Annotated in this window: 22 protein-coding genes, 1 tRNA gene and 1 pseudogene; 13 read left to right on the top strand and 11 right to left on the bottom strand. The window is 71.0% G+C overall.

Annotation, left to right across the window (positions count from 1 at the left end; all coding sequences use genetic code 11):
- The first annotated feature begins 306 nt into the window (after positions 1–306).
- From nhaA to ACIQU3_RS12405, 4 genes are all read left to right on the top strand, one after another.
- Positions 307–1,743 (top strand): Na+/H+ antiporter NhaA, encoded by a 1,437-nt coding sequence (nhaA, locus tag ACIQU3_RS12420; protein WP_403924696.1) that lies wholly within the window; start codon positions 307–309, stop codon positions 1,741–1,743.
- A 120-nt stretch (positions 1,744–1,863) separates the two neighbouring features.
- Complete coding sequence (locus ACIQU3_RS12415) at positions 1,864–2,352, top strand: phage holin family protein (RefSeq protein ID WP_033310187.1); 489 nt, start codon at positions 1,864–1,866, stop codon at positions 2,350–2,352.
- Complete coding sequence (locus ACIQU3_RS12410) at positions 2,349–3,302, top strand: alpha/beta fold hydrolase (protein ID WP_403734319.1); 954 nt, start codon at positions 2,349–2,351, stop codon at positions 3,300–3,302. The genes ACIQU3_RS12415 and ACIQU3_RS12410 overlap by 4 nt, the downstream gene beginning before the upstream one ends.
- Positions 3,303–3,429: 127 nt before the next feature.
- The gene (locus ACIQU3_RS12405; RefSeq protein WP_079129072.1) at positions 3,430–3,612 is read left to right on the top strand and encodes a hypothetical protein; all 183 of its coding nucleotides are present in this window, start codon (positions 3,430–3,432) and stop codon (positions 3,610–3,612) included.
- 154 nt (positions 3,613–3,766) lie between these two features.
- Here the strand turns inward: ACIQU3_RS12405 and ACIQU3_RS12400 are convergent, their stop codons facing one another.
- The 3 genes from ACIQU3_RS12400 to nth all read right to left on the bottom strand — a co-directional run bounded on the left by ACIQU3_RS12400 (position 3,767) and on the right by nth (position 7,074).
- Positions 3,767–4,966, bottom strand: coding sequence for a MarP family serine protease (locus ACIQU3_RS12400; RefSeq protein ID WP_403734323.1), 1,200 nt, complete (start codon positions 4,964–4,966; stop codon positions 3,767–3,769).
- A 13-nt stretch (positions 4,967–4,979) separates the two neighbouring features.
- Positions 4,980–5,675 carry an NUDIX hydrolase gene (locus tag ACIQU3_RS12395; RefSeq protein WP_403924693.1) on the bottom strand — a complete coding sequence of 232 codons (696 nt, stop codon included), beginning with the start codon at positions 5,673–5,675 and terminating at the stop codon, positions 4,980–4,982.
- A 358-nt stretch (positions 5,676–6,033) separates the two neighbouring features.
- Positions 6,034–7,074 (bottom strand): endonuclease III, encoded by a 1,041-nt coding sequence (gene nth / locus ACIQU3_RS12390; RefSeq protein ID WP_403924690.1) that lies wholly within the window; start codon positions 7,072–7,074, stop codon positions 6,034–6,036.
- Between the two features lie 335 nt (positions 7,075–7,409).
- Between nth and ACIQU3_RS12385 the strand changes: the two genes are divergently transcribed.
- Complete coding sequence (locus ACIQU3_RS12385; RefSeq protein WP_010031945.1) at positions 7,410–8,084, top strand: Crp/Fnr family transcriptional regulator; 675 nt, start codon at positions 7,410–7,412, stop codon at positions 8,082–8,084.
- Positions 8,085–8,155: 71 nt separating this feature from the next.
- Here the strand turns inward: ACIQU3_RS12385 and ACIQU3_RS12380 are convergent, their stop codons facing one another.
- The 4 genes from ACIQU3_RS12380 to ACIQU3_RS12365 all read right to left on the bottom strand — a co-directional run bounded on the left by ACIQU3_RS12380 (position 8,156) and on the right by ACIQU3_RS12365 (position 10,658).
- Positions 8,156–8,986 carry an MBL fold metallo-hydrolase gene (locus ACIQU3_RS12380; protein WP_403924687.1) on the bottom strand — a complete coding sequence of 277 codons (831 nt, stop codon included), beginning with the start codon at positions 8,984–8,986 and terminating at the stop codon, positions 8,156–8,158.
- Entirely contained in the window at positions 8,983–9,852 is an 870-nt protein-coding gene (locus tag ACIQU3_RS12375; protein ID WP_403734341.1) for an NUDIX hydrolase, read from the bottom strand. The genes ACIQU3_RS12380 and ACIQU3_RS12375 overlap by 4 nt, the downstream gene beginning before the upstream one ends.
- A gap of 186 nt (positions 9,853–10,038) precedes the next feature.
- Positions 10,039–10,500 carry a RidA family protein gene (locus ACIQU3_RS12370; protein ID WP_053669671.1) on the bottom strand — a complete coding sequence of 154 codons (462 nt, stop codon included), beginning with the start codon at positions 10,498–10,500 and terminating at the stop codon, positions 10,039–10,041.
- On the bottom strand, positions 10,500–10,658 hold the full coding sequence (locus tag ACIQU3_RS12365) for a DUF4177 domain-containing protein (protein ID WP_097218487.1): 159 nt from the start codon (positions 10,656–10,658) through the stop codon (positions 10,500–10,502). Before ACIQU3_RS12365 ends, ACIQU3_RS12370 begins: the two co-directional genes overlap by 1 nt.
- Positions 10,659–10,766: 108 nt before the next feature.
- Here ACIQU3_RS12365 and ACIQU3_RS12360 point away from each other — a divergent pair, with 108 nt between their 5' ends.
- Positions 10,767–11,744 (top strand): ArsA family ATPase, encoded by a 978-nt coding sequence (locus tag ACIQU3_RS12360; protein WP_403734347.1) that lies wholly within the window; start codon positions 10,767–10,769, stop codon positions 11,742–11,744.
- Between the two features lie 127 nt (positions 11,745–11,871).
- Positions 11,872–13,275, top strand: a complete 1,404-nt coding sequence (locus tag ACIQU3_RS12355; protein WP_403924684.1) for an ArsA family ATPase — start codon at positions 11,872–11,874, stop codon at positions 13,273–13,275.
- 200 nt (positions 13,276–13,475) lie between these two features.
- Here the strand turns inward: ACIQU3_RS12355 and wblA are convergent, their stop codons facing one another.
- Positions 13,476–13,814, bottom strand: coding sequence for a transcriptional regulator WblA (gene wblA, locus ACIQU3_RS12350; protein ID WP_234750049.1), 339 nt, complete (start codon positions 13,812–13,814; stop codon positions 13,476–13,478).
- A 408-nt stretch (positions 13,815–14,222) separates the two neighbouring features.
- Between wblA and ACIQU3_RS12345 the strand changes: the two genes are divergently transcribed.
- Complete coding sequence (locus ACIQU3_RS12345) at positions 14,223–16,508, top strand: transglycosylase domain-containing protein (protein WP_403924681.1); 2,286 nt, start codon at positions 14,223–14,225, stop codon at positions 16,506–16,508.
- A gap of 254 nt (positions 16,509–16,762) precedes the next feature.
- On the opposite strand, the gene ACIQU3_RS12340 is transcribed toward ACIQU3_RS12345, so the two are convergent.
- Complete coding sequence (locus ACIQU3_RS12340) at positions 16,763–17,227, bottom strand: GatB/YqeY domain-containing protein (RefSeq protein ID WP_366708944.1); 465 nt, start codon at positions 17,225–17,227, stop codon at positions 16,763–16,765.
- A 135-nt stretch (positions 17,228–17,362) separates the two neighbouring features.
- Here ACIQU3_RS12340 and ACIQU3_RS12335 point away from each other — a divergent pair, with 135 nt between their 5' ends.
- The 5 genes and pseudogenes from ACIQU3_RS12335 to ACIQU3_RS12315 all read left to right on the top strand — a co-directional run.
- On the top strand, positions 17,363–18,301 hold the full coding sequence (locus ACIQU3_RS12335) for a metallophosphoesterase (protein WP_403924678.1): 939 nt from the start codon (positions 17,363–17,365) through the stop codon (positions 18,299–18,301).
- A gap of 130 nt (positions 18,302–18,431) precedes the next feature.
- Positions 18,432–19,217, top strand: a complete 786-nt coding sequence (locus ACIQU3_RS12330) for a Pr6Pr family membrane protein (RefSeq protein WP_403924675.1) — start codon at positions 18,432–18,434, stop codon at positions 19,215–19,217.
- Positions 19,218–19,249: 32 nt separating this feature from the next.
- Positions 19,250–19,323, top strand: a tRNA-Pro gene (locus ACIQU3_RS12325).
- Between the two features lie 267 nt (positions 19,324–19,590).
- Entirely contained in the window at positions 19,591–20,139 is a 549-nt protein-coding gene (locus ACIQU3_RS12320) for a hypothetical protein (RefSeq protein WP_403734415.1), read from the top strand.
- Positions 20,140–20,280: 141 nt separating this feature from the next.
- A pseudogene (locus ACIQU3_RS12315) lies at positions 20,281–20,553 on the top strand (SRPBCC family protein); the annotation flags it as partial.
- Between the two features lie 305 nt (positions 20,554–20,858).
- Here the strand turns inward: ACIQU3_RS12315 and ACIQU3_RS12310 are convergent.
- Both ACIQU3_RS12310 and ACIQU3_RS12305 read right to left on the bottom strand, forming a co-directional pair.
- Positions 20,859–21,572, bottom strand: a complete 714-nt coding sequence (locus ACIQU3_RS12310; protein ID WP_403924672.1) for a cation transporter — start codon at positions 21,570–21,572, stop codon at positions 20,859–20,861.
- On the bottom strand, positions 21,572–21,910 hold the full coding sequence (locus ACIQU3_RS12305) for an ArsR/SmtB family transcription factor (protein WP_403734424.1): 339 nt from the start codon (positions 21,908–21,910) through the stop codon (positions 21,572–21,574). Before ACIQU3_RS12305 ends, ACIQU3_RS12310 begins: the two co-directional genes overlap by 1 nt.

Raw genomic sequence — 21,910 nt, 5'->3', positions numbered from 1 at the left:
TGCTGCGGGACGTCGCGGAGAACCGCCAGCTCGGTGACGTCACCACACTGACCGACTCCACGGTCATGGACCTCATCCAGGCCAAGCTGCCGGCCGCGCCCAGCGAGGACTGAGCAGGCGTAGCGGAACCGGCGACGGGCACCCGGCGGACAGGCGAGCCGGGTGCCCTCGTGGTGCCCGTGGTGAGGGCCGCGGGTGCGACCCGCCACACCCTTAGCTAAACTAAGCAAAACAAGTGCTCCATGGTGCGCCGGGAAGTCTGGTCGGCATGCGTTCAGCCCTGCCCACCGACCGGAGGTCTCCCCCGTGACCGCGCCCCGCCCCAGCACCCCCCGCAAGGTCCTCGGCCGGCTCTCGCTCCCCGAGCGGACCTATGTGGCGGACGCACTGCGCACCGAGACCGTCGGAGGGGTGCTGCTGCTCGCCGCCGCGGTCGCCGCGCTGCTGTGGGCGAACATCCCCGCCCTGCACGACAGCTACGAGAGCGTCTCCGGCTACCACCTGGGTCCCGCCACCCTCGGACTCGACCTGTCCGTCGCGCACTGGGCCGCCGACGGGCTGCTCGCGATCTTCTTCTTCGTCGCCGGGATCGAGCTCAAGCGGGAACTCGTGGCGGGCGATCTGCGCGACCCGAAGGCCGCCGCGCTGCCCGTCGTCGCCGCGTTGTGCGGCATGGCCGTACCGGCGCTCGTCTACACCGTCACCGCCGTCGCGGGGGGTGGCTCCCTGGCCGGCTGGGCCGTGCCGACCGCGACCGACATCGCGTTCGCGCTCGCCGTCCTCGCGGTCATCGGCACCTCCCTGCCGAGCGCGCTGCGGGCCTTCCTGCTCACGCTCGCCGTCGTCGACGACCTCTTCGCGATCCTGATCATCGCGGTGTTCTTCACCGCCGACCTGAACTTCGCCGCGCTCGGCGGCGCCGTCGCGGGACTGGTGCTCTTCTGGCTGCTGCTCCGCAAGGGCGTGCGCGGCTGGTACGTGTACGTGCCGCTCGGTCTCGTCGTCTGGGCCCTGATGTACAACAGCGGCATCCACGCCACCGTCGCCGGTGTCGCCATGGGCCTCATGCTGCGCTGCCACCGGCACGAGGGCGAGGAGCGCTCCCCCGGCGAGCGCATCGAGCACCTGGTGCGGCCCCTGTCGGCGGGGCTGGCGGTGCCGCTGTTCGCGCTGTTCAGCGCGGGCGTCGCGGTGTCCGGCGGCGCACTCGCCGACGTGTTCACGAAGCCGGAGACCCTCGGTGTCGTCCTCGGCCTCGTCGTCGGCAAGGCGCTCGGTATCTTCGGCGGCACCTGGCTGACGGCCCGTTTCACCCGGGCCTCGCTCAGCGACGACCTCGCCTGGGCGGACGTGTTCGCGGTGGCGAGCCTCGCCGGCATCGGCTTCACCGTGTCGCTGCTCATCGGCGAACTCGCCTTCACCGACGACGCGACTATGACAAACGAAATCAAGGCCGCCGTCCTGCTGGGCTCACTCATCGCCGCGACACTCGCGACCGTCCTGCTGAAGATCCGCAACGCCAAGTACCGCCGTCTGTGGGAGGAAGAGGAGCGCGACGAGGACGCCGACGGCATCCCGGACATCTACGAGGAGGACGACCCGGCGTACCACCTGCGGCTCGCCGCCGTCTACGACCGCAAGGCCGCCGAGCACCGCAGGATCGCCCGGGAGAAGGCAGCGGCGCGCCACGGGCTTGCCGAAGTACCGGGCGGGGCAGGCGAGGATCACCACCGTCCGGCATGATCTGACGAGACGGTACAAAAGACGGGACCGTACGCAGTCAGGCCGTACCCAGTCGGACGACTGCGGCGGGTCAGGAACAAGACGCGGAAAACGGACCGTACGCAGAAGAGGGAGACCGCGATGAGCGCACCCGACGGCAGCCCGGTCGGCGCCGAACGCAGCATCGGCCAGCTGTTCGCCTCGGCGACGGCGGAAATGTCGGCGCTGGTGCACGACGAGATCGCGCTGGCCAAGGCACAGCTCAGGCAGGACGTGAAGCGCGGTGCGACCAGTGGCGGCGCCTTCTCGGCGGCCGGTGCGGTACTGATCTTCTCCCTGCCGATGCTGAACTTCGCGCTGGCGTACGGCATCCGCACCTGGAGCGACTGGAACCTCGCAGTCTGCTTCCTGCTGTCGTTCGCGGCGAACGTGCTGGTCGCCGGGGTGCTCGCGCTGATCGGCGTGACCTTCGCGAAGAAGGCCAAGAAGAGCAAGGGCCCGCAGAAGGTCGCCGCGTCGATGAAGGAGAGCGCGGTCGTACTGCAGAAGGCCAAGCCGCACCCGCGTCCGGAGCTCCCGCAGGACCGGGTCCCCGAGGCCATCGAGGCTGTGGCACGCTCGTCGTCATGACGGGCTCCTCCATCCCTGCGGGACAGACACCTTCGGAACCAGCGGCTCCGGCCGTCCTGCTCGACGGCCCCTGGAGCCATCGCGACGTCGCCGCCAACGGCGCCCGCTTCCATATCGCCGAGCTGGGTGACGGGCCGCTGGTGCTGCTGCTGCACGGCTTCCCGCAGTTCTGGTGGACCTGGCGGCACCAGCTGGTGGCACTCGCCGACGCGGGTTTCCGGGCCGTCGCCATGGATCTGCGGGGCGTCGGCGGCAGCGACCGCACACCGCGCGGCTACGACCCCGCCAACCTGGCGCTCGACGTCACCGGCGTCATCCGCTCCCTCGGCGAGCCGGACGCCGCGCTGGTCGGTCACGACCTGGGCGGATATCTCGCGTGGACGGCGGCCGCGATGCGCCCCAAGCTGGTGCGGCGGCTGGCGGTCGCGTCCATGCCGCACCCGCGGCGCTGGCGTTCGGCCATGCTGCGGGACGTCAAGCAGACCCGCGCCGGGTCACACATCTGGGGGTTCCAGCGGCCCTGGATCCCGGAGCGGCAGCTCACCGCCGACGACGGGGCGCTGGTGGCGGAGCTGATCCAGGAATGGTCCGGGCCGCGCCCGCCCGAGGAAGAGGCGCTGCAGACGTACCGCCGCGCCATGTGCATCCCTTCCGCTGCGCACTGCGCGGTCGAGCCGTACCGCTGGATGGTGCGCTCCCTGGCCCGCCCGGACGGCATCCAGTTCAACCGGCGGATGAAGCGGCCCGTGAGAGTGCCGACACTCCATCTGCACGGCTCGCTCGACCCCGTGATGCGCACGCGCAGCGCGGCCGGGTCCGGGGAGTACGTCGAAGCCCCCTACCGCTGGCGTCTGTTCGACGGCCTCGGGCACTTCCCGCACGAGGAGGACCCCGTCGCGTTCTCCTCGGAACTCGTCAACTGGCTGCGGGATCCCGAGCCCGACCGGTGACCGGGCGACCCCGCCCCGTACCGGCCCGTGAACGCTTGTCCTACGAACGGCCAATTGCCCGGCGCATAGGCCAATTGGACGCCTCGGGAGCGGTTATCGACCATGGGGCGGGGGCACACGTCGGGGTATGGGCTGGACGCACGACTACAGTGACGCAACCCGCAATCGCCGCTCGGCGAGCGGTACGAACCCCCACCAGCGAAGCGGCGCACCGCAGATGGTGACCGCGGATCCCAGGGTGGGGATCCCGCGCATCCTCCGCCGCCGGGCCCGCTGGGTCTCCGTACGTCTGCGCCATACACGCGACTGAGACATCACTCGCGCGAGTGACACCCCGACACCTGCGGCAACGACGCCGCGTCTGCTGCCTGTCCGAACCACGGGGCCTGACGCCAGGGTCTGGCGTCAGGGTCTGGCGTCAGGGTCTGGCGTCAGGGTCGGAAGACGAGGCCTGACGACAGGACCTAGAGGGCGCAGCTGTCGCTGCTCACCTGCTGGTTCGCGGTGCGTCCCTTGGTGATGTCCTCCTGGATCTCGTCCACGGTCAGCGCGTATCCCGTCTCGGCGTCGTCGAGCGACTTGGCGAACACGACGCCGTAGACCTTGCCGCCGGGTGTGAGCAGCGGGCCTCCGGAGTTGCCCTGACGGACGGTCGCGTAGAGGGAGTAGACGTCGCGGCGCACCGTGCCCCGGTGGTAGATGTCCGGGCCGTTGGCGGTGATACGGCCGCGGACGCGCGCGGCCCGCACGTCGTACGACCCGTTCTCCGGGAAGCCCGCGACGATCGCGCCGTCGCCGCTGCTCGCGTCCTTCGGGGTGAACCGCAGCGCGGGCGCCTTCAGATCCGGCACGTCGAGCACGGCGATGTCACGCCGCCAGTCGTAGAGCACGACTTCGGCGTCGTACTTCCTGCCCTCGCCGCCGATCTGCACGGTCGGCTCGTCGACTCCGCCCACCACGTGCGCGTTGGTCATCACGCGCCGGTCGGAGAAGACGAAGCCGGTGCCCTCCAGCACCTTGCCGCAGCTCGGGGCGGTGCCCGTGACCTTCACGATGGAGCGCTGGGCGCGGTGCGCCACGGGGCTGCCGGCGAGCTTAGGGTCGGGCGGCTGGACGTCGGTGATCGGCTCGTTGGAGAACGGACTGAAGACCTGCGGGAAACCGTTCTGCGCGAGGACGGAGGAGAAGTCCGCGAACCAGGTGGCCGCCTGGTCCGGCAGGGCCTGCGAGACACCCAGCAGGACCTTGGAGTTGCGGACCTCCTTGCCGACCGTCGGCAGGGTCGTGCCCGCGAGGGCGGACCCGATCAGCCAGGCGACCAGCAGCATCGCCATGACGTTGACCAGGGCGCCACCGGTGGCATCCAGGGCCCGGGCCGGGGTCCAGGTGATGTGCCGGCGCAGCTTGTTGCCGAGGTGCGTGGTGAGGGCCTGGCCGACGGAGGCGCACACGATGACGACGACGACCGCGACCACCGCGGCGGTCGTGTTCACCTCCGCGTTGTCCGTCAGCGCGTCCCAGATGACGGGCAGCACGTAGACCGCGACGAGGCCACCGCCCAGGAAGCCGATCACCGACAGGATGCCGACGACGAACCCCTGGCGGTATCCCACGACCGCGAACCACACGGCGGCGACCAGCAACAAGATGTCCAGCACGTTCACGAAGGCCACCCTGTCATGCGCGCCAGTCGAGGGGGACCTGCTTCTCGCGGTCCCACGGGCGCTCCCAGCCCGCGAAGTGCAGCAGGCGGTCGATGATTCCGGCCGTGAAACCCCAGACAAGGGCTGATTCGACCAGAAATGCCGGACCTCGGTGGCCGCTGGGGTGGACGGTGGTCGCGCGGTTGGCGGGATCCGTGAGATCCGCCACGGGGACGGTGAAGACCCTGGCGGTCTCGTTCGGATCGACGACCCCGACCGGGCTCGGCTCGCGCCACCAGCCCAGCACGGGGGTGACGACGAAGCCGCTGACCGGGATGTAGAGCCGGGGCAGGACGCCGAAGAGCTGGACGCCGGTGGGGTCGAGGCCGGTCTCCTCCTCCGCCTCGCGCAGGGCGGCCCGCAGCGGGCCGTCGCCGTGCGGGTCGCCGTCCTCCGGGTCGAGGGCGCCGCCGGGGAAGGAGGGCTGGCCGGCATGCGAGCGCAGGGAACTCGCGCGCTCCATGAGCAGCAGCTCCGGGCCGTGCGCGCCCTCGCCGAAGAGGACCAGCACGGCGGACTGCCGGCCCGCCCCGTCCTCCGGCGGCAGGAATCGGCTCAGCTGCGTCGGGCGAACGGTCTCCACGGCGTGCACCACGGGGTCCAGCCAACCGGGCAGGCCGTCCTTGCTCAGCACCACCGGCCCGCCCTGTGTGTCGCTCGCACGCGTCATCGCCACCCCCGTCGTCCTGCCGCGTCCAACGCACGACGCCCCTGAGATCGTTCCGCGCGCGCCCGGGATCCCCTGAACGGGCGGCGCGTAGGGCTCTGCGGACGGCGCACCGGATCCACCGGGTGGTGTGCGAAGCCTCCCGGGGCGCGCATCGAGCCCGCCGGGTCGCCCGACGAGCCCCTGAGGTCGCCCATCGGACTCCTGGGGGCGCGCGTCGGGCCGCCCCGAGCGCTCGTCGTCCCGCTAAAGCGCGGGGCGCACGCCGTGCCGTCCGGGCGCGGGGCGCACGCCGAGCGCCTGGGGTGGCGCCACGAGCCCTTCGGGTTTCCCATCGGACCCCTCCGCCGGGTCGAGCGGCTCATCCGGCCCCCAGGGGCGGCGCCGGTTTGCCGCCCGCGTCCAGGTAGGCCTGCGGGGGCTTCAGACGCTGGCCGGGGAAACCGCCCTTCTCGTACTTGAGGAGCTTCTTCGCCTTCTCCGGGTCGGTCTCGCCCTCGCCGTACGCCGGGCAGAGCGGAGCGATCGGGCAGGCGCCGCACGCGGGCTTGCGGGCGTGGCAGATGCGGCGGCCGTGCCAGATCACGTGGTGCGACAGATCCGTCCAGTCGCTCTTCGGGAAGAGGGCGCCCACGGCGGCCTCGATCTTGTCGGGGTCGGTCTCGCCGGTCCACCGCCAGCGGCGCACCAGCCGCTGGAAGTGCGTGTCCACCGTGATGCCGGGGCGGCCGAAGGCGTTGCCCAGCACGACGAACGCGGTCTTGCGGCCGACACCGGGCAGCTTCACCAGGTCCTCGAGCCGGCCGGGCACCTCGCCGTTGAAATCCTCGACCAGGGCCTTCGACAGTCCTATGACGGACTTCGTCTTGGCCCGGAAGAAGCCGCACGGGCGGAGGATCTCCTCCACCTCCTCGGGGTTGGCGGCGGCCAGGTCCTCCGGTGCCGGGTACTTCGCGAAGAGGGCAGGTGTCGTCTGATTGACGCGCAGGTCGGTCGTCTGGGCGGACAGGACCGTGGCGACGACCAGTTGGAAGGGGTTCTCGAAGTCCAGCTCGGGGTGGGCGTACGGAAAGACCTCGGCGAGCTCGCGGTTGATACGGCGGGCCCGGCGGACCAGGGCGGTACGCGACTCGTCGCCCGGCGGGTGGACGACGGCCTTGGCCGGGGCGGTGCCCTTGACCCGGGCGGTGGCCTTCTTGGGTGCGACCACGACCTTCTTGGCCGCGGGCGCCTTCTTCACGGAGGCGGCTTTCTTGGCGGAGGCAGCGCTCGTGGCGGAGGTGGCCTTCTTCGCCGGGGCCGCCTTCTTCGCCGGGGCGGCCTTCTCCGCGGAGGCCGTCTTCTCGGCAGAGGCGCCCCGCTTCGCAGAGGCGGCCTTCTTCGCGGCCGCCGTCTTCTTCACTGGTTCCGACTTGTTCTGTTTCGCCGTTTTGCTACCGCCATCGGGGCCCTGTTCGCCCACAGCGGAATCGCGACGTACAACCACCCGCGCAGCCCCCTCGGCCTGTGCTCTCACCGGCGATTTGGACACCCGGCCAGCCTACGGCCCGGCACCGACATCCGCCCCGGCCCCTGAAGATCGGCGTCCAATTGGACCCCTGCCGCGTACCCCGGGACACGTGTGCGGCATCCTTGTGACAGATCACACTGTTTGGACCGCCCGACAAAATGGGCACCACGGTCCCTCGGTACACGGGGGAGCAAGATCCCCTGAGCAGGTCGACAAGGAGAGAACTCGTGGACGACGTTCTGCGGCGCAATCCGCTCTTCGCGGCGCTCGATGACGAGCAGGCCGCGGAGCTCCGCGCCTCCATGAGTGAGGTGACCCTCGCCCGCGGTGACTCGCTGTTCCATGAGGGCGACCCCGGTGACCGCCTGTACGTGGTCACGGAGGGCAAGGTGAAGCTCCACCGCACGTCCCCCGACGGCCGCGAGAACATGCTGGCCGTGGTCGGCCCCGGCGAGCTCATCGGTGAGCTCTCGCTGTTCGACCCGGGCCCGCGCACCGCGACCGCCACGGCACTGACCGAGGTCAAGCTGCTCGGCCTCGGCCACGGCGACCTCCAGCCCTGGCTGAACGCCCGCCCGGAGGTGGCCACGGCGCTTCTGCGCGCCGTCGCGCGGCGGCTGCGCAAGACCAACGACGCCATGTCCGACCTCGTCTTCTCGGACGTCCCGGGCCGTGTCGCCCGCGCCCTGCTGGACCTGTCGCGCCGGTTCGGCGTGCAGTCCGAGGAAGGCATCCACGTCGTGCACGACCTCACGCAGGAGGAGCTGGCCCAGCTGGTCGGCGCGTCCCGTGAGACGGTCAACAAGGCCCTCGCGGACTTCGCCCAGCGCGGCTGGCTCCGACTGGAGGCCCGCGCGGTGATCCTGCTGGACGTGGAGCGCCTCGCCAAGCGCTCACGCTGAGCGCACCCGGCCGTACGTCATCGGGCCCCGTCTCCCCACGAGACGGGGCCCGACGTCGTATCCGGACGGCCTCAGATGAGTCCGTGCTCCTCCAGGTAGTCCAGCTGGGCCCGGACCGACAGTTCCGCCGCCGGCCACAGGGAGCGGTCCACGTCGGCGTAGACGTGGGTGACGACCTGCGCGGGGGTGCGGTGGCCGTCCTCCACGGCCGTCTCGACCTGGGCGAGGCGGTTGGCGCGGTGGGCGAGGTAGTACTCGACGACACCCTGAGCGTCCTCCAGGACCGGGCCGTGGCCCGGCAGGACCGTGTGGACGCCGTCGTCGACCGAGAGGGAGCGCAGGCGGCGCAGGGAGTCCAGGTAGTCGCCCAGACGGCCGTCGGGGTGGGCCACGACCGTCGTGCCACGGCCGAGGACCGTGTCCCCGGTGAGGACCGCCCGGTCGGCCGGGAGGTGGAAGGACAGGGAGTCGGCGGTGTGGCCGGGGGTCGGTACGACGCGCAGTTCCAGCCCGCCGGTGGTGATCACGTCTCCGGCGGCCAGGCCCTCGTCGCCGAGGCGCAGGGCCGGGTCGAGGGCACGCACGCGCGTGCCGGTCAGTTCGGCGAACCGGCCGGCGCCCTCCGCGTGGTCGGGGTGGCCGTGGGTGAGCAGGGTGAGGGCGACGCGCTTGCCGGCCTGCTCGGCCGTGGCCACGACCCGCCGCAGGTGCCCGTCGTCCAGGGGGCCCGGGTCGATCACCACGGCCAGGTCGGAATCGGGCTCGGAGACGATCCAGGTGTTGGTTCCGTCCAGGGTCATCGCCGAGGCGTTCGGAGCCAGGACGTTGACGGCCCGTGCGGTGGCGGGCCCGGAGAGGACTCCGCCGCGGGGCCGGCCGGGAAGGGCGCTTGCGTCCGTCATGCGGTGGCTCCACCGGTCGCGATGTGCTTGGTGAACTCGTCGTGGCCCGGCCAGGAGAGCACGATCTCCCCGTCGACCAGGCGGGCGGTGGCCAGGACGGGCGTGAGGTCCCGTCCCGGGGCGGCGTCGAGCGCCCGGGCGGCCGTCTCGTATGCCGTCAGCTGGCGCAGGGTGGCGATCGTCGGCGGCATCATCAGCAGCTCGCCCTCGTCGTACCCGGCCGCCGCCTCCCGCGGGGCGATCCACACCGTGCGGTCGGCCTCCGTGGAGGCGTTGCGGGTGCGCTGCCCCTTCGGGAGCGCGGCGACGAAGAACCAGGTGTCGTAGCGGCGGGCCTCGAACTCCGGGGTGATCCAGCGGGTCCAGGCGCCGAGCAGGTCGGAGCGCAGGACCAGGCCGCGGCGGTCCAGGAACTCGGCGAAGGACAGGTTCCGGGCGACCAGGGCGGCCCGGTCGGCTTCCCAGTCTGCGCCGGTGGTGTCGCCGACCACCGAGTCGGAGTCCGGACCGGCGAGCAGGACGCCGGCCTCCTCGTAGGTCTCGCGCACGGCCGCGCAGACGATCGCCTGGGCGGCCGTCTCGTCGACGCCGAGCCGCTCGGCCCACCACGCGCGCGTGGGGCCCGCCCAGCGGACGTGGTGGTCGTCGTCACGCGGGTCGACACCGCCGCCCGGATACGCGTACGCGCCTCCGGCGAAGGCCATGGAGGCGCGTCTGCGCAGCATGTGGACGACGGGGCCGCTGCCCGTGTCCTTCAGCAGCATGACGGTGGCCGCGCGCTTCGGGGTCACCGGGGTGAGGGTGCCGGCCGCGAGTGCGCGGATGCGGTCCGGCCACTCCGGGGGGTACCACTGACCGTTCGCCATGGGCGCGAGGCTATCCCGTGACGGGCGGATGTTCGAGTGGCCCCCGGGGACGGATTCCGCAGCTGGGACCCGCTGCCACGTCCCGCGGGGTGTGACGGGTCCCGCGGGTGGTGACGGGGCCCGGGGGGAGTGACGGGTCCCGCGGGTGGTGATACGTCCCGCGGGGTGCGACGGGTCCCGCGGGTGTTACGCGAGCTCCACCTGGATCTCGACCTCGACCGGTGCGTCCAGCGGCAGCACCGCGACGCCCACCGCGCTGCGCGCGTGTACGCCCTTGTCGCCGAGGACCTCGCCGAGCAGCTCGCTCGCGCCGTTCAGCACCGCGGGCTGGCCCGTGAAGTCGGATGCCGACGCCACGAAGCCGACGACCTTCACCACGCGCGCGATGCGGTCCAGGTCACCGGCGACCGACTTGACGGCGGCCAGGGCGTTCAGCGCGCACGTGCGTGCCAGCTCCTTGGCCTCTTCGGCGGTGACCTCCGCACCGACCTTGCCGGTGACCGGAAGCTTGCCCTCCACCATCGGGAGCTGCCCGGCGGTGTAGACGTACGGGCCGGACTGCACGGCCGGCTGGTACGCGGCGAGCGGCGGGACCACGTCGGGCAGGCTCAGGCCGAGCTCGGCCAGCTTCGCCTCGACGGCGCCCACTACTGCTTCTCCCGCTTCAGGTAGGCGACGAGCTGCTCGGGGTTGTTCGGCCCGGGCACGACCTGGACGAGCTCCCAGCCGTCCTCGCCCCAGGTGTCCAGAATCTGCTTCGTGGCGTGGACGAGCAGCGGCACGGTTGAGTATTCCCACTTGGTCATGCGGCCGACTCTAGCCGCTGGTGGCCGGGGGGGCACGCGGCCCACCACCGCACCGGTTGTCCACAGCCTCCCGCGTGGCCCGGGCGCGGACTGGTTAGGCTCGAATACGTGAGCAGGCTCCAGGTCGTCAGCGGCAAGGGCGGTACCGGCAAGACCACGGTGGCCGCGGCCCTAGCGCTGGCCCTGGCCACGGAGGGGAAGCGGACGCTTCTCGTCGAGGTCGAGGGCCGTCAGGGCATCGCGCAGCTCTTCGAAACGGAAGCGCTGCCTTACGAGGAACGGAAAATCGCGGTAGCACCCGGGGGCGGGGAGGTGTACGCCCTCGCCATCGACCCCGAACTGGCCCTTCTGGACTATCTCCAGATGTTCTACAAGCTGGGCAGTGCCGGACGGGCCCTGAAGAAGCTCGGCGCGATCGACTTCGCCACCACCATCGCGCCCGGCCTCAGGGACGTCCTCCTGACCGGCAAGGCGTGCGAGGCGGTGCGCCGCAAGGAGCGCAGCGGGCGGTTCGTCTACGACTACGTGGTCATGGACGCCCCGCCGACCGGGCGGATCACGCGCTTCCTCAACGTGAACGACGAGGTCGCGGGCCTCGCCAAGATCGGCCCGATACACAATCAGGCGCAGGCCGTGATGCGGGTGCTGAAGTCGCAGGAGACGGCCGTGCACCTGGTGACGCTGCTGGAGGAGATGCCCGTCCAGGAGACCGTGGACGGCATCGCCGAGCTGCGTTCGGCCCGGCTGCCGGTGGGCCGGATCATCGTGAACATGGTCCGGCCGGAGGTGCTGGACGAGACCGACCTGGAACTCCTGCGGAGCGTCCCGCGTTCCACTGTCGCGCGGGCCCTGTCGTCCGCCGGGCTCGGCGGGGCGCGGCGCGGGGGGCACGCGGAGCGGCTGGTGGACCCGCTGCTCACGCAGGCCGAGGAGTACGCCGAGCGGTACACGCTGGAGCACGAGCAGCGTGCGGTCCTCGCCGAGGTGGGCCTGCCGCTGCACGAACTGCCGCTGTTCGCCGAGGGCATGGACCTGGCAGGGCTGTACGAGCTGGCCCGCGAGCTGCGCGAGCAGGGCGTGTCATGAGCCCACTCGGACCGGGCACGCGGGCAGGGCGTGTCATGAGCCGACACCGGCAGGGCACGCGGGCAGGGCGTGTCATGAGCCAGGCCAGACAGGCAGGACCCGTCATGAGTCGGAAGCAGGGGATGTCATGAGTCGTCCGGACCCGGCCCACCACCATCTGTCGCCGACGCGCCTGCTCGACGTCGATCCGCTGCTGGAGGACCCGGAGACCCGGATCGTGGTGTGCTGCGGTTCGGGTGGGGTCGGCAAGACCACGACCGCGGCGGCCCTGGGCCTGCGCGCGGCCGAGCGGGGCCGCAAGGTGGTCGTGCTGACCATCGACCCGGCCCGCAGACTGGCCCAGTCCATGGGCATCGACTCACTCGACAACACCCCGCGCCGGGTGAAGGGCATCGACGACACGGCGGGCGGCGAGCTGCACGCGATGATGCTCGACATGAAGCGCACCTTCGACGAGATCGTCGAGGCGCACGCGGACCCCGAGCGGGCGGCCGCCATCCTGGGCAACCCCTTCTACCAGTCGCTCTCGGCGGGCTTCGCGGGCACGCAGGAGTACATGGCGATGGAGAAGCTCGGGCAGCTGCGCGCCCGGGACGAGTGGGACCTGATCGTCGTCGACACACCGCCGTCCCGTTCGGCGCTGGACTTCCTGGACGCGCCCAAGCGGCTCGGATCCTTCCTGGACGGCCGGCTGATCCGGCTGCTGACGGCACCGGCGAAGCTGGGCGGCCGCGCCGGGATGAAGTTCCTGAACGTCGGGATGTCGATGATGACCGGCACCCTCGGCAAGCTGCTCGGCGGTCAGCTCCTCAAGGACGTGCAGACGTTCGTGTCGGCGATGGACACCACCTTCGGCGGCTTCCGTACCCGCGCGGACGCGACCTACAAGCTGCTCCAGGCGCCCGGCACGGCGTTCCTCGTGGTCGCGGCCCCGGAGCGGGACGCGCTGCGCGAGGCCGCCTACTTCGTGGAGCGGCTGGCCGCGGAGAACATGCCGCTCGCCGGTCTGGTGCTCAACCGGGTGCACGGCAGCGGCGCCGGCCGGCTGTCGGCCGAGCGGGCACTCGCCGCCGCGGAAAATCTTGAAGAGCCCCGCATTGTGGATCAGGAGGACGGGAAAGCACTACTTCGTAACTCCCCCGACGCACAGGACAGTTCAGGCTCTCCCACGCCCGGGACACCAGCTCTGGCATCGGCTCCCGAAGGTGGCTCCCCCACCGAGCACGCCGACGACACCGAGCCCACCGGGGACGCGGAGGACGCCGAAGACGCCGAGCGGTCCGTCGACCAGCTCACGGCGGGCCTGCTCAGGCTGCACGCCGATCGCATGCAGCTGCTCTCCCGTGAGCAGCGCACGCGTGACCGCTTCACCGCGCTGCACCCCGAGGTGGCCGTGACGGAAGTGGCCGCGCTGCCCGGGGACGTGCACGACCTCGCGGGCCTGCGCGACATCGGCGACCGGCTGGCGGCCGACGAGCGTGAGCTTCCGGATCCCGCGGACCAGCCGGAACCGCCCGAGGTGAGCGCCTGAGGGCATCCCCAGGCATGCGCCGGAGGGCAAGGCCACGAGGACAACCCGGCGTGACACCCCGAGGCGAGTGCTGGGGCAACCCGGCGCGCAGGCAAGGGCGCTTGAGCGACAGCGCAGGTGGCGCCCGGCTCACCGGTGATGGCGAAGGGCCTGGCAGGGCCCTCAGACCTGGACCTGGGGGAGCTCCCGGAGGGGAGTCCTCAGCTCACCGCCGCGTAGTTCTCGTAGATCTCGTCGTCATCGAGGGGCATGACACCGCACCCCCGCTCGTACTCCGTGCGCGCCGTCTCCAGCAGCCGGCGCCAGGAGGTCACGGTGGGACGCCTGCGCAACAGTGCGCGGCGCTCCCGCTCCGTCATACCTCCCCACACGCCGAACTCGACGCGGTTGTCGAGCGCGTCGGCCAGGCACTCCGTCCGCACCGGGCATCCGGTGCACACCGCCTTGGCCCTGTTCTGCGCTGCTCCTTGAACGAACAGTTCGTCCGGATCGGTAGTGCGGCAGGCCGCCTGCGCACTCCAGTCGACTACCCAGCCCATACCGGCGCCGTCCTCTCCCGAATCGAGGCTCCCCCACGGCGGCAGCGGCATATTCACCGCCGCCAGTTGAGGACGTTACGGAAGGTGGGCACAGCGCAACACCCCCAGCGGGCCCAATCTTGAATGGCCCGAACGGACTATGGGTAAGCGGCAGATCACCCGGGGGAGTGAGCTGGTGATATACGTAACTATTCCGGCAAACCGGGACAGTTCAGCTGCGTCACATCGGACGCCGTATGACACACAAGGCGGATTCGGACACGCCCCCAACAAAAAAGTCGGGGAACACCCAGAACGATTCGGGGTCGCCGGACGTATTGATACGTGACCTCACTGCTGTGACAGTTGAGAGCAGCTTAGGCCAAGGCCTATACGCCTGTCCGGCGAATGAGAACGTAGGCTGCCCTCATGCCAAAGAAGCGCTCGGGCGGTGGTCTGTCTCCCACGCAGCAGGCCGCCAAGTTCCTCGGTGTCAGTGTCCTCGCGGGGGCCGTGCTGGCCGGCATCGCGCTGCCCGCGGTGGGTGCGCTGGGGCTGGCGGCCAAGGGATCCGTCGAGAGCTTCGACGAGCTCCCGGTCAACATGAAGACCCCGCCGCTGAGTCAGCGCACCACCATCCTCGACGCCGGCGGCGGCCAGATCGCCACGGTCTACTCGCGCGACCGCACGGTGGTCCCCCTCAAGGACATCTCGCCGTACATGCAGAAGGCGATCGTCGCGATCGAGGACTCGCGCTTCTACCAGCACGGCGCCGTCGACCTGAAGGGCGTCCTGCGCGCCCTCGACAAGAACGCGCGCAGCGGCGAGGTCGCCCAGGGCGCCTCGACGCTGACGCAGCAGTACGTGAAGAACGTCTTCGTCGAGGAGGCGGGCGACGACCCGACGAAGGTCGCGCAGGCCACCCAGCAGACCATCGGCCGCAAGATCCGCGAGCTCAAGTACGCGATCCAGGTCGAGGAGGAACTGGGCAAGAAGAAGATCCTCGAGAACTACCTGAACATCACGTTCTTCGGCCAGCAGGCCTACGGCGTCGAGGCCGCCGCGCAGCGCTACTTCTCCAAGTCCGCCAAGGACCTCACCCTCGAGCAGTCGGCCCTGCTCGCCGGCATCGTCCAGTCGCCCAGCCGGTACGACCCGGTCAACGACGAGGCCGAGGCGATGAAGCGCCGCAACACCGTGCTGCAGCGGATGGCGGCCGTCGGCGACATCTCCGCGGCGCAGGCCGCCGAGGCGACGAAGGCACCGCTCGGTCTGAAGGTCAGCAAGCCCAAGAACGGCTGCATCACGGCGGTCAGGGGCGCCGGTTTCTTCTGTGACTACGTGCGCGAGGTCTTCCTGACCGACCCGGTCTTCGGCAAGACCAGGGAGCAGCGCGCGAAGATCTGGAACCAGGGCGGCCTCACCATCCGCACGACCATGGACCCGCAGGCCCAGAAGGCCGCGCAGCGCTCCATCAAGGACCACGTCTACAAGAGCGACGAGGTGGCCACCGCCGCCGGCATCGTCCAGCCCGGCACCGGCAAGATCCTCGCCATGGGCCAGTCGCGTCCGTACGGCTTCAAGAAGAACGAGACGCAGATCAACCTCTCCGTCGACCAGTCGATGGGCGGCGGCATGGGTTACCAGCCCGGTTCGACGTTCAAGCCGATCGTGGCCGCGGCGGCCCTCGAGGACGGCATGCCCGCGAACAAGGTGTACTCCTCGCCGTACCAGATGGCGTACCCGAGCCCGGTCTCGGCCTGTGACGGCAAGCGGTGGGTCAACGACCCCAACAGCCCCGCCAAGCTCCAGAACGAGAACTCCTCCGAGGTCGGCCCGTACGACATGCGGGAGGCGACCGCCAAGTCGGTCAACACCTACTACGTGCAGATGATCAGCGACATCGGCATCTGCCCCGTGACGACCATGGCGAAGAAGATGGGCGTCGTGCGGGCCGACGGCAACAAGATGCCGCAGGTGCCCTCCATCGCCCTGGGCACCCAGGAGATGTCCCCGCTGACCATGGCGAACGCCTACGCGACCTTCGCCTCGCGCGGCATGTACTGCACGCCGATCGCCATCGAGTCGGTCAACCGGCGGGTCGGCGACAAGACCACGTCGCTCGAGGTCCCGAAGTCGACCTGCTCGCGCGCGATGTCGGAGAACACCGCCGACACCATCAACGCGCTGCTGAAGGGCGTCGTCGAGGACGGCACGGGCACCAAGGCGGGCCTCGGCAGCCGCCCGAGCGCCGGCAAGACCGGTACGACGGACGAGCGTTACGCGGCCTGGTTCGTGGGCTACACGCCCAACATGGCCGGGGCGGTCTGGGTCGGCGACCCCGCGCACAAGCGGAAGATGTCCGGCATCACCATCGGCGGCCGGTCGTACGGCAAGGTCTTCGGTGGCGAGGTCCCCGGTCCGATCTGGCGCGACATGATGTCCGGCGCGCTGGAGGGCAAGCCCGTCGAGAACTTCAACTCCGTCCACATCCCCGACAGCAAGCCGCGGGACCGCGGGGACGGTGACAACGACGGGGGCGGCGAGGACGGCGGCAACGGCGACAACGACGGCTTCATCGGCGGTCTGGTCGGCGGCAACAACAACGGCGGAGGCGGCGAGCCCATCCCGACGCCCTCCTTCTCCATCCCGGAGGGCTTCTTCCGCGGACAGAGCAACGGCGGCGGCAACGGAAACGGCGGCCGGTTCGGCTGAGCCGGCGGTGTGCCGGAACGACCGCGGCCCCTCCTACCCGCGCGGGTAGGAGGGGCCGCGGTCGTCCGGCTGAACGGTCAGCCGGACGACGGCACCGGGCCGATCACCGGCACGGCCGGACGGTGGCATCGCCGGGCCGATCACCGGGTCAGCCGGACGGCGGTACCTCCCGGCCGATCACGGGTCAGCCGGACGGCGGCACCTCCGGGCCGATCGCGGGTCGGCCGAACAGCACCACTCAGCCGATCACCTGCTCAGCCGGCCAGGAGCTTCTTCACCGCTGCGGCGACGCGGCCGCCCTCGGCCTGCCCGGCGACCTTCGGGTTCACGATCTTCATGACCGCGCCCATGGCCCGCGGCCCCTCGGCACCGGCCGCCTTCGCCTCCTCGACCGCCTGCGCGACGATCTGCTGGAGCTGCTCGTCCGACAGCTGCTGCGGCAGGTACGTGGCGAGGACCTCGCCCTCCGCCTTCTCCCGCTCGGCCTGCTCGGCCCGGCCACCCTGCGCGAAGGCCTCGGCCGCCTCGCGGCGCTTCTTCGCCTCCCGGGTGATCACCTTCTGAACCTCGTCGTCGGAGAGCTCGCGCTTCTCCTTGCCCGCGACCTCCTCCTTGGTGATCGCGGCGAGCGTCAGCCGGAGCGTCGAGGAGCGCAGCTCGTCGCGCTCCTTGATCGCAACGTTGAGGTCTTCCTGCAGCTTCGACTTGAGCGTGGTCATGGGGTCGATTGTCGCAGGTCCGGGAGGAACGGCGCCCCCCGATTTAGCGGGCCCCGGCCGAAGGGCCGGTGCCGTCAGGGGATTTCGCGCACCGCCCGGGCACGGGCGGCCATCAGGGTCTGACACGATGGTCGTATGCGCGCGCGATACGGAGCCCCCCTGGGAATCGCGGCGGCTGGTGCCGCCGGTCTGGTGTATTCGGCGGGTTTCGAGGCCCGCTCGTTCCGCCTCCGCCGGGTCACCGTCCCGGTCCTGCCCCCGGGGATGCGTCCCCTGCGTGTGCTCCAGGTCTCCGACATCCACATGGTCGGCGGCCAGCGCAAGAAGCAGCGGTGGCTGCGGTCCCTGGCGGGACTGCGCCCCGACTTCGTGATCAACACGGGCGACAACCTCTCCGACCCGGAGGGCGTCCCGGAGGTCCTGGACGCGCTCGGTCCCCTGATGGAGTTCCCGGGCGCGTACGTCTTCGGATCCAACGACTACTACGGCCCCAAGCTGCGCAACCCGGCCCGCTACCTGCTGGAGAAGGTCCAGGGCCGCCACGGGCTCAACGGCAACGCGCCGGCCGAGGGCGTGGTGCACAACCCGTGGGAGGACCTGCGGGACGGTTTCGACGCGGCGGGCTGGCTGAACCTGACGAACACGCGCGGTGAGCTCAAGCTCGCGGGCGGCTCGGTGGAGCTCACGGGCGTGGACGACCCGCACATCAAGCGGGACCGGTACGCGCAGGTGGCGGGCGGCCCGTCCGAGTCGGCGGACTTCTCGATGGGCGTCGTGCACGCCCCGTACCTGCGCAGCCTGGACGCCTTCACGGCCGACGGCTACCCCCTGGTCCTGGCCGGCCACACCCACGGCGGCCAGCTGTGCATCCCCTTCTACGGCGCCCTGGTCACCAATTGCGACCTGGACACGGACCGGGTGAAGGGCCTGTCCAGGCACCGGGCGGAGGGCCGTACGTCGTACCTGCACGTGTCGGCGGGCTGCGGCACGAACCGCTACACACCGGTACGGTTCGCGTGCCCGCCGGAGGCGACGCTGCTGACGCTGGTCGGACGCGAGGCCGTGGGCAGGTAGGGGACGCAGAGGCAGGAGAGGCGGCGGAGGCAGGTCGGGAACGGACCTGGGGGCTCGCCCCCGGGTGTGGGGTAACCCGCACAGCCCCGCCCGCATCGCCCCCTATGTCCGCTTCTGCCAGCGTGGGGGCATGACCGCCCCGATACCCCGGGACATCCCGGACCTCCCAGCGATACCGTCCCGGCCGGCGCGGAAGCCCTCCCCCGTGCCCGCCACGGCCGTCGTCCCCCCGGCCCGACGCCCCGCGGTCGCGGCCTTCCGCCTGCTGATCGCCGTCGCGGCGGCAGCGGGCGTGACGCTCGAACTGCTCCTCGGCGACCCGGCCCGGGCCCTGAGCCACTTCGCGATCCAGAGCAGCCTGCTCCTGGCGCTGGTCATGGCCCTCTCGGCCCGCCGCGCCTGGACGGCCGGTCGTCCGTTGCCGGGTGCCGTGCTGGGCGCGACGCTGCTGTACGTCGTCGTCACGGCCCTGGTCCACCACGTGCTCCTGGCGAACGAGGCGAGCCCGTTCTTCCTCCCGGGCGAGGCGGCCACACCGACGGGCCGGCAGATCTTCTCCCACGCGGTCCTGTACACGGCGGCGCCGATCGCGGCGGTGCTCGACTGGCTCCTGTTCACGTCCCCCGGCAGCCTGCGTCTCCGCCAGGCCGGCACCTGGCTCCTGTACCCGCTGGCCTATCTGTTCTTCTGCCTCATCCGGGGCGAGCTGCTCCTCCCCGGCACCCCCGACCGCTACCTCTACCCCTTCCTGGACGTCGGCCAGGAAGGCTTCAAGCGGGTGCTCGGCAACGCCCTCCTCCTGGGCCTCTCCTTCTACGCCCTGGCGACCCTCCTCGTGGCCCTCGACCACGTCCGCCCGAACGCCGTCCGCCACCGCGGCAAAACCGGATTTCGTCTCCGGCCACCGGTGGGCTAAAGTAAACGTCGTCGCCGCGACAGCAGCGACATCGGGGTGTAGCGCAGCTTGGCAGCGCGCTTCGTTCGGGACGAAGAGGTCGTGGGTTCAAATCCCGCCACCCCGACAGTGTTCAGAGGGCCTGGTGTGTAAGTTGCACCAGGTCCTCTGGCGTGTTCGGGGGCCAAAGAGGGGCCCGAACGCGCACAGACTGCGCCTGATCATCAGCGCAAGCGTTGCGCATCGCTTGACAGGCGATCACAGACCGCATAGGCCTCCGGACCACCGCTTCTGTCAGTGCGCCCCCAGTCGAAGGGCTGTGGTGATCAGGCCGCTGCGCCTCTCCGCCCCTTCCACGTGGAGATCACCGACCAGCAGGAAGGCACCACTGACCATGGCGCTGCTCGCCGAACACAACGTCACCGCCATCCCCGGCCGCCGCGTGCTGGAGGTCTACGACGCGGACGCCCACCTCGGCGACGAAGCAGCCATGGACGCCGCGGAGACACAGGTGGTGGCCGGCAACGGCTACCACCTGTACCTCCTCAGCCTGCAACCGGACATGAAAGTCCAGATGACGATCCGCATCTGGGACACCCCACCCACCCCGCCCGCCGAGGCCGAAGGCCACACCGGCGTCAGCCTCGAATCCGAGACAGGCGTCCTGGTCGTCGGCCAACTCGACCGCGGACCCGCCGGCGAGATCACCCTGCCCCGACCTGGCGTCTACGAGGGCCACGCCTGGTGGCAGGGGCGTCGGGCAGCAGCCGACCACTACGCCGCCACCCTCGACCGGCTCGCCGGCGAATCCCCGGAAGGCCGGCTCACCGAAGCCTGGGACAGCTGCCCCGTCACCGAGCGCTACGTCCTCGACCTCTCCTACATCCGCGAACCCGAACCCGTCGATGAAGACGACCTCCCCTCATTTTTATCGCCGTTCTGAAGCATCGGGAGCCGCCTTTCGGTGTCCCGGCTCCTCGTGAGTGGCGGCCGTCGCGGGTACCGGCGATCACGGCCATGCTGGAGGGGAGACGCGGCAGCGGCCGAATTCGGGACCACGGAGCCGGCACGAGGCGGTGAGGCGATGGCGATCGACGTGACCGTTCGGCGGGAGATTCCGCTGCCGCCCGAGCAGGTGGCGGGGTACGCCATGGACTGGCGCCACGACGCCGAGTGGACGCAGGGGATCCGTACGGCGCGGCTGACGCGGGAGGCGGACGGTGGCGGGTTCGGTACGAGTGCCGAGGTCACCCGCACCGCGCGCTTCCTGGGCCGGCGCATCGCCTACGTGCTGCGCGTCGTCGCGTACGAGCCCCCGCTTCTGCTGGACATGGTCTCCGTGGCCGCTCCCATGCCGATGCATGTGACGTACTCCTTCGAGCCGCACCCGCGCGGTACGCTCGCCGCCATCCGCGTCCGGGGAGGGCCGGCGGGATCCTCCGCCCGGCCACGCCTCTGTTGTCCCGTCAGGTCCGTTCCTCCCTGGCCAAGGATCTGCGCAACCTCGAACGCCGGCTCATCGAGCAGAGCGGTTCTTCGACATGACGACCGCCCGACGCGTGGCTGGATCCTCGTATCGGGTGCGACCGTCGCAGAAGTGAGGGGCTTCCTGCGGGCCACGACCATCAGGTGCGCGATGTCCACTCGCTCGGGGGGCGAGTGTCAGGTGCAGCAGGTGCAGTCGGGGGCGCAGCCGCACGCGGTGCCCTGGGCGGGGTCGGCTGTGGGGGGTGCCGCAGCGGAGGGTGCGCAGCAGCCCTTGCCCTGCCAGGCGTCGCGGCCTTCCTTGGCGGCGATGGCCGCGATGAGGAGGGCGGCGACGGGGTCGGCCCAGGACCAGCCGAGCGTGGCGTTGAGGACCAGACCGACCAGGAGCACGGCCGAGAGGTACGTGCACAGCAGGGTTTGTTTCGAGTCCGCGACCGCGCTGGCCGAGCCGAGTTCACGGCCCGCCCGGCGCTGGGCGGCGGACAGGAACGGCATGACCGCCAGGGAGAGCGCCGCGAGCACGATGCCCGGAACGGAGCGCTCGGCCTCACCGGTGCCGGTGAGGGCGCGGACGGCGTCGACGGCGACATAGGCGGCGAGCGCGAAGAACGACAGCGCGATGATCCGCAGGGTGGTCTTCTCGCGTGCCTCGTGGACGGCGTGGTCGGCGGCGGAGAACTGCCAGGCGACCGCCGCGGCCGAGGAGACCTCGATGACGGAGTCCAGCCCGAAGCCGATCAGCGCGGTGGACGAGGCGAGAGTGCCGGCGGTCATGGCGACGACTGCCTCGATGACGTTGTAGGTGATCGTCGCGGCCACGAGCAGCCGTATCCGGCGGGTGAGCGCGTCCCGGCGGGCCTGGGACGGACCGAGGGACAGCGCGGTCATCAGCAGCATCCCTTTTCGTCCGCCTCGGCACACGTCCGGTCCGTCTCGACGGCGATGACGGCGGTGCGCAGGTCGTCCAGCGCGTGACCGAGGCGTTCGTCGGCAAGCTCATAGCGGGTGCGGCGGCCGACGGGGACCGTGACGACCAGGCCGCAGTCGCGGAGGCACGCCAGGTGATTCGACAGGCGGGTGCGGGAGATGCCGAGCAGGTCGGCGAGGTCGGCGGGGTGGGCGGGGGCGTCCCGCAGGGCGAGCAGGATGCGGCAGCGGATCGGGTCGGCGAGCGCACGGCCGAACCGGACCAGCACGTCGATGTCGGGGGCAGCAGTCCTGAGCAC

Origin of the sequence: Streptomyces sp. NPDC101110 (assembly GCF_044759525.1) — a bacterium.
GTDB lineage: Bacteria > Actinomycetota > Actinomycetes > Streptomycetales > Streptomycetaceae > Streptomyces.
Note: the sequence above shows the minus strand (reverse complement) of the source record. Positions and strands in the feature narration are given on the sequence as shown.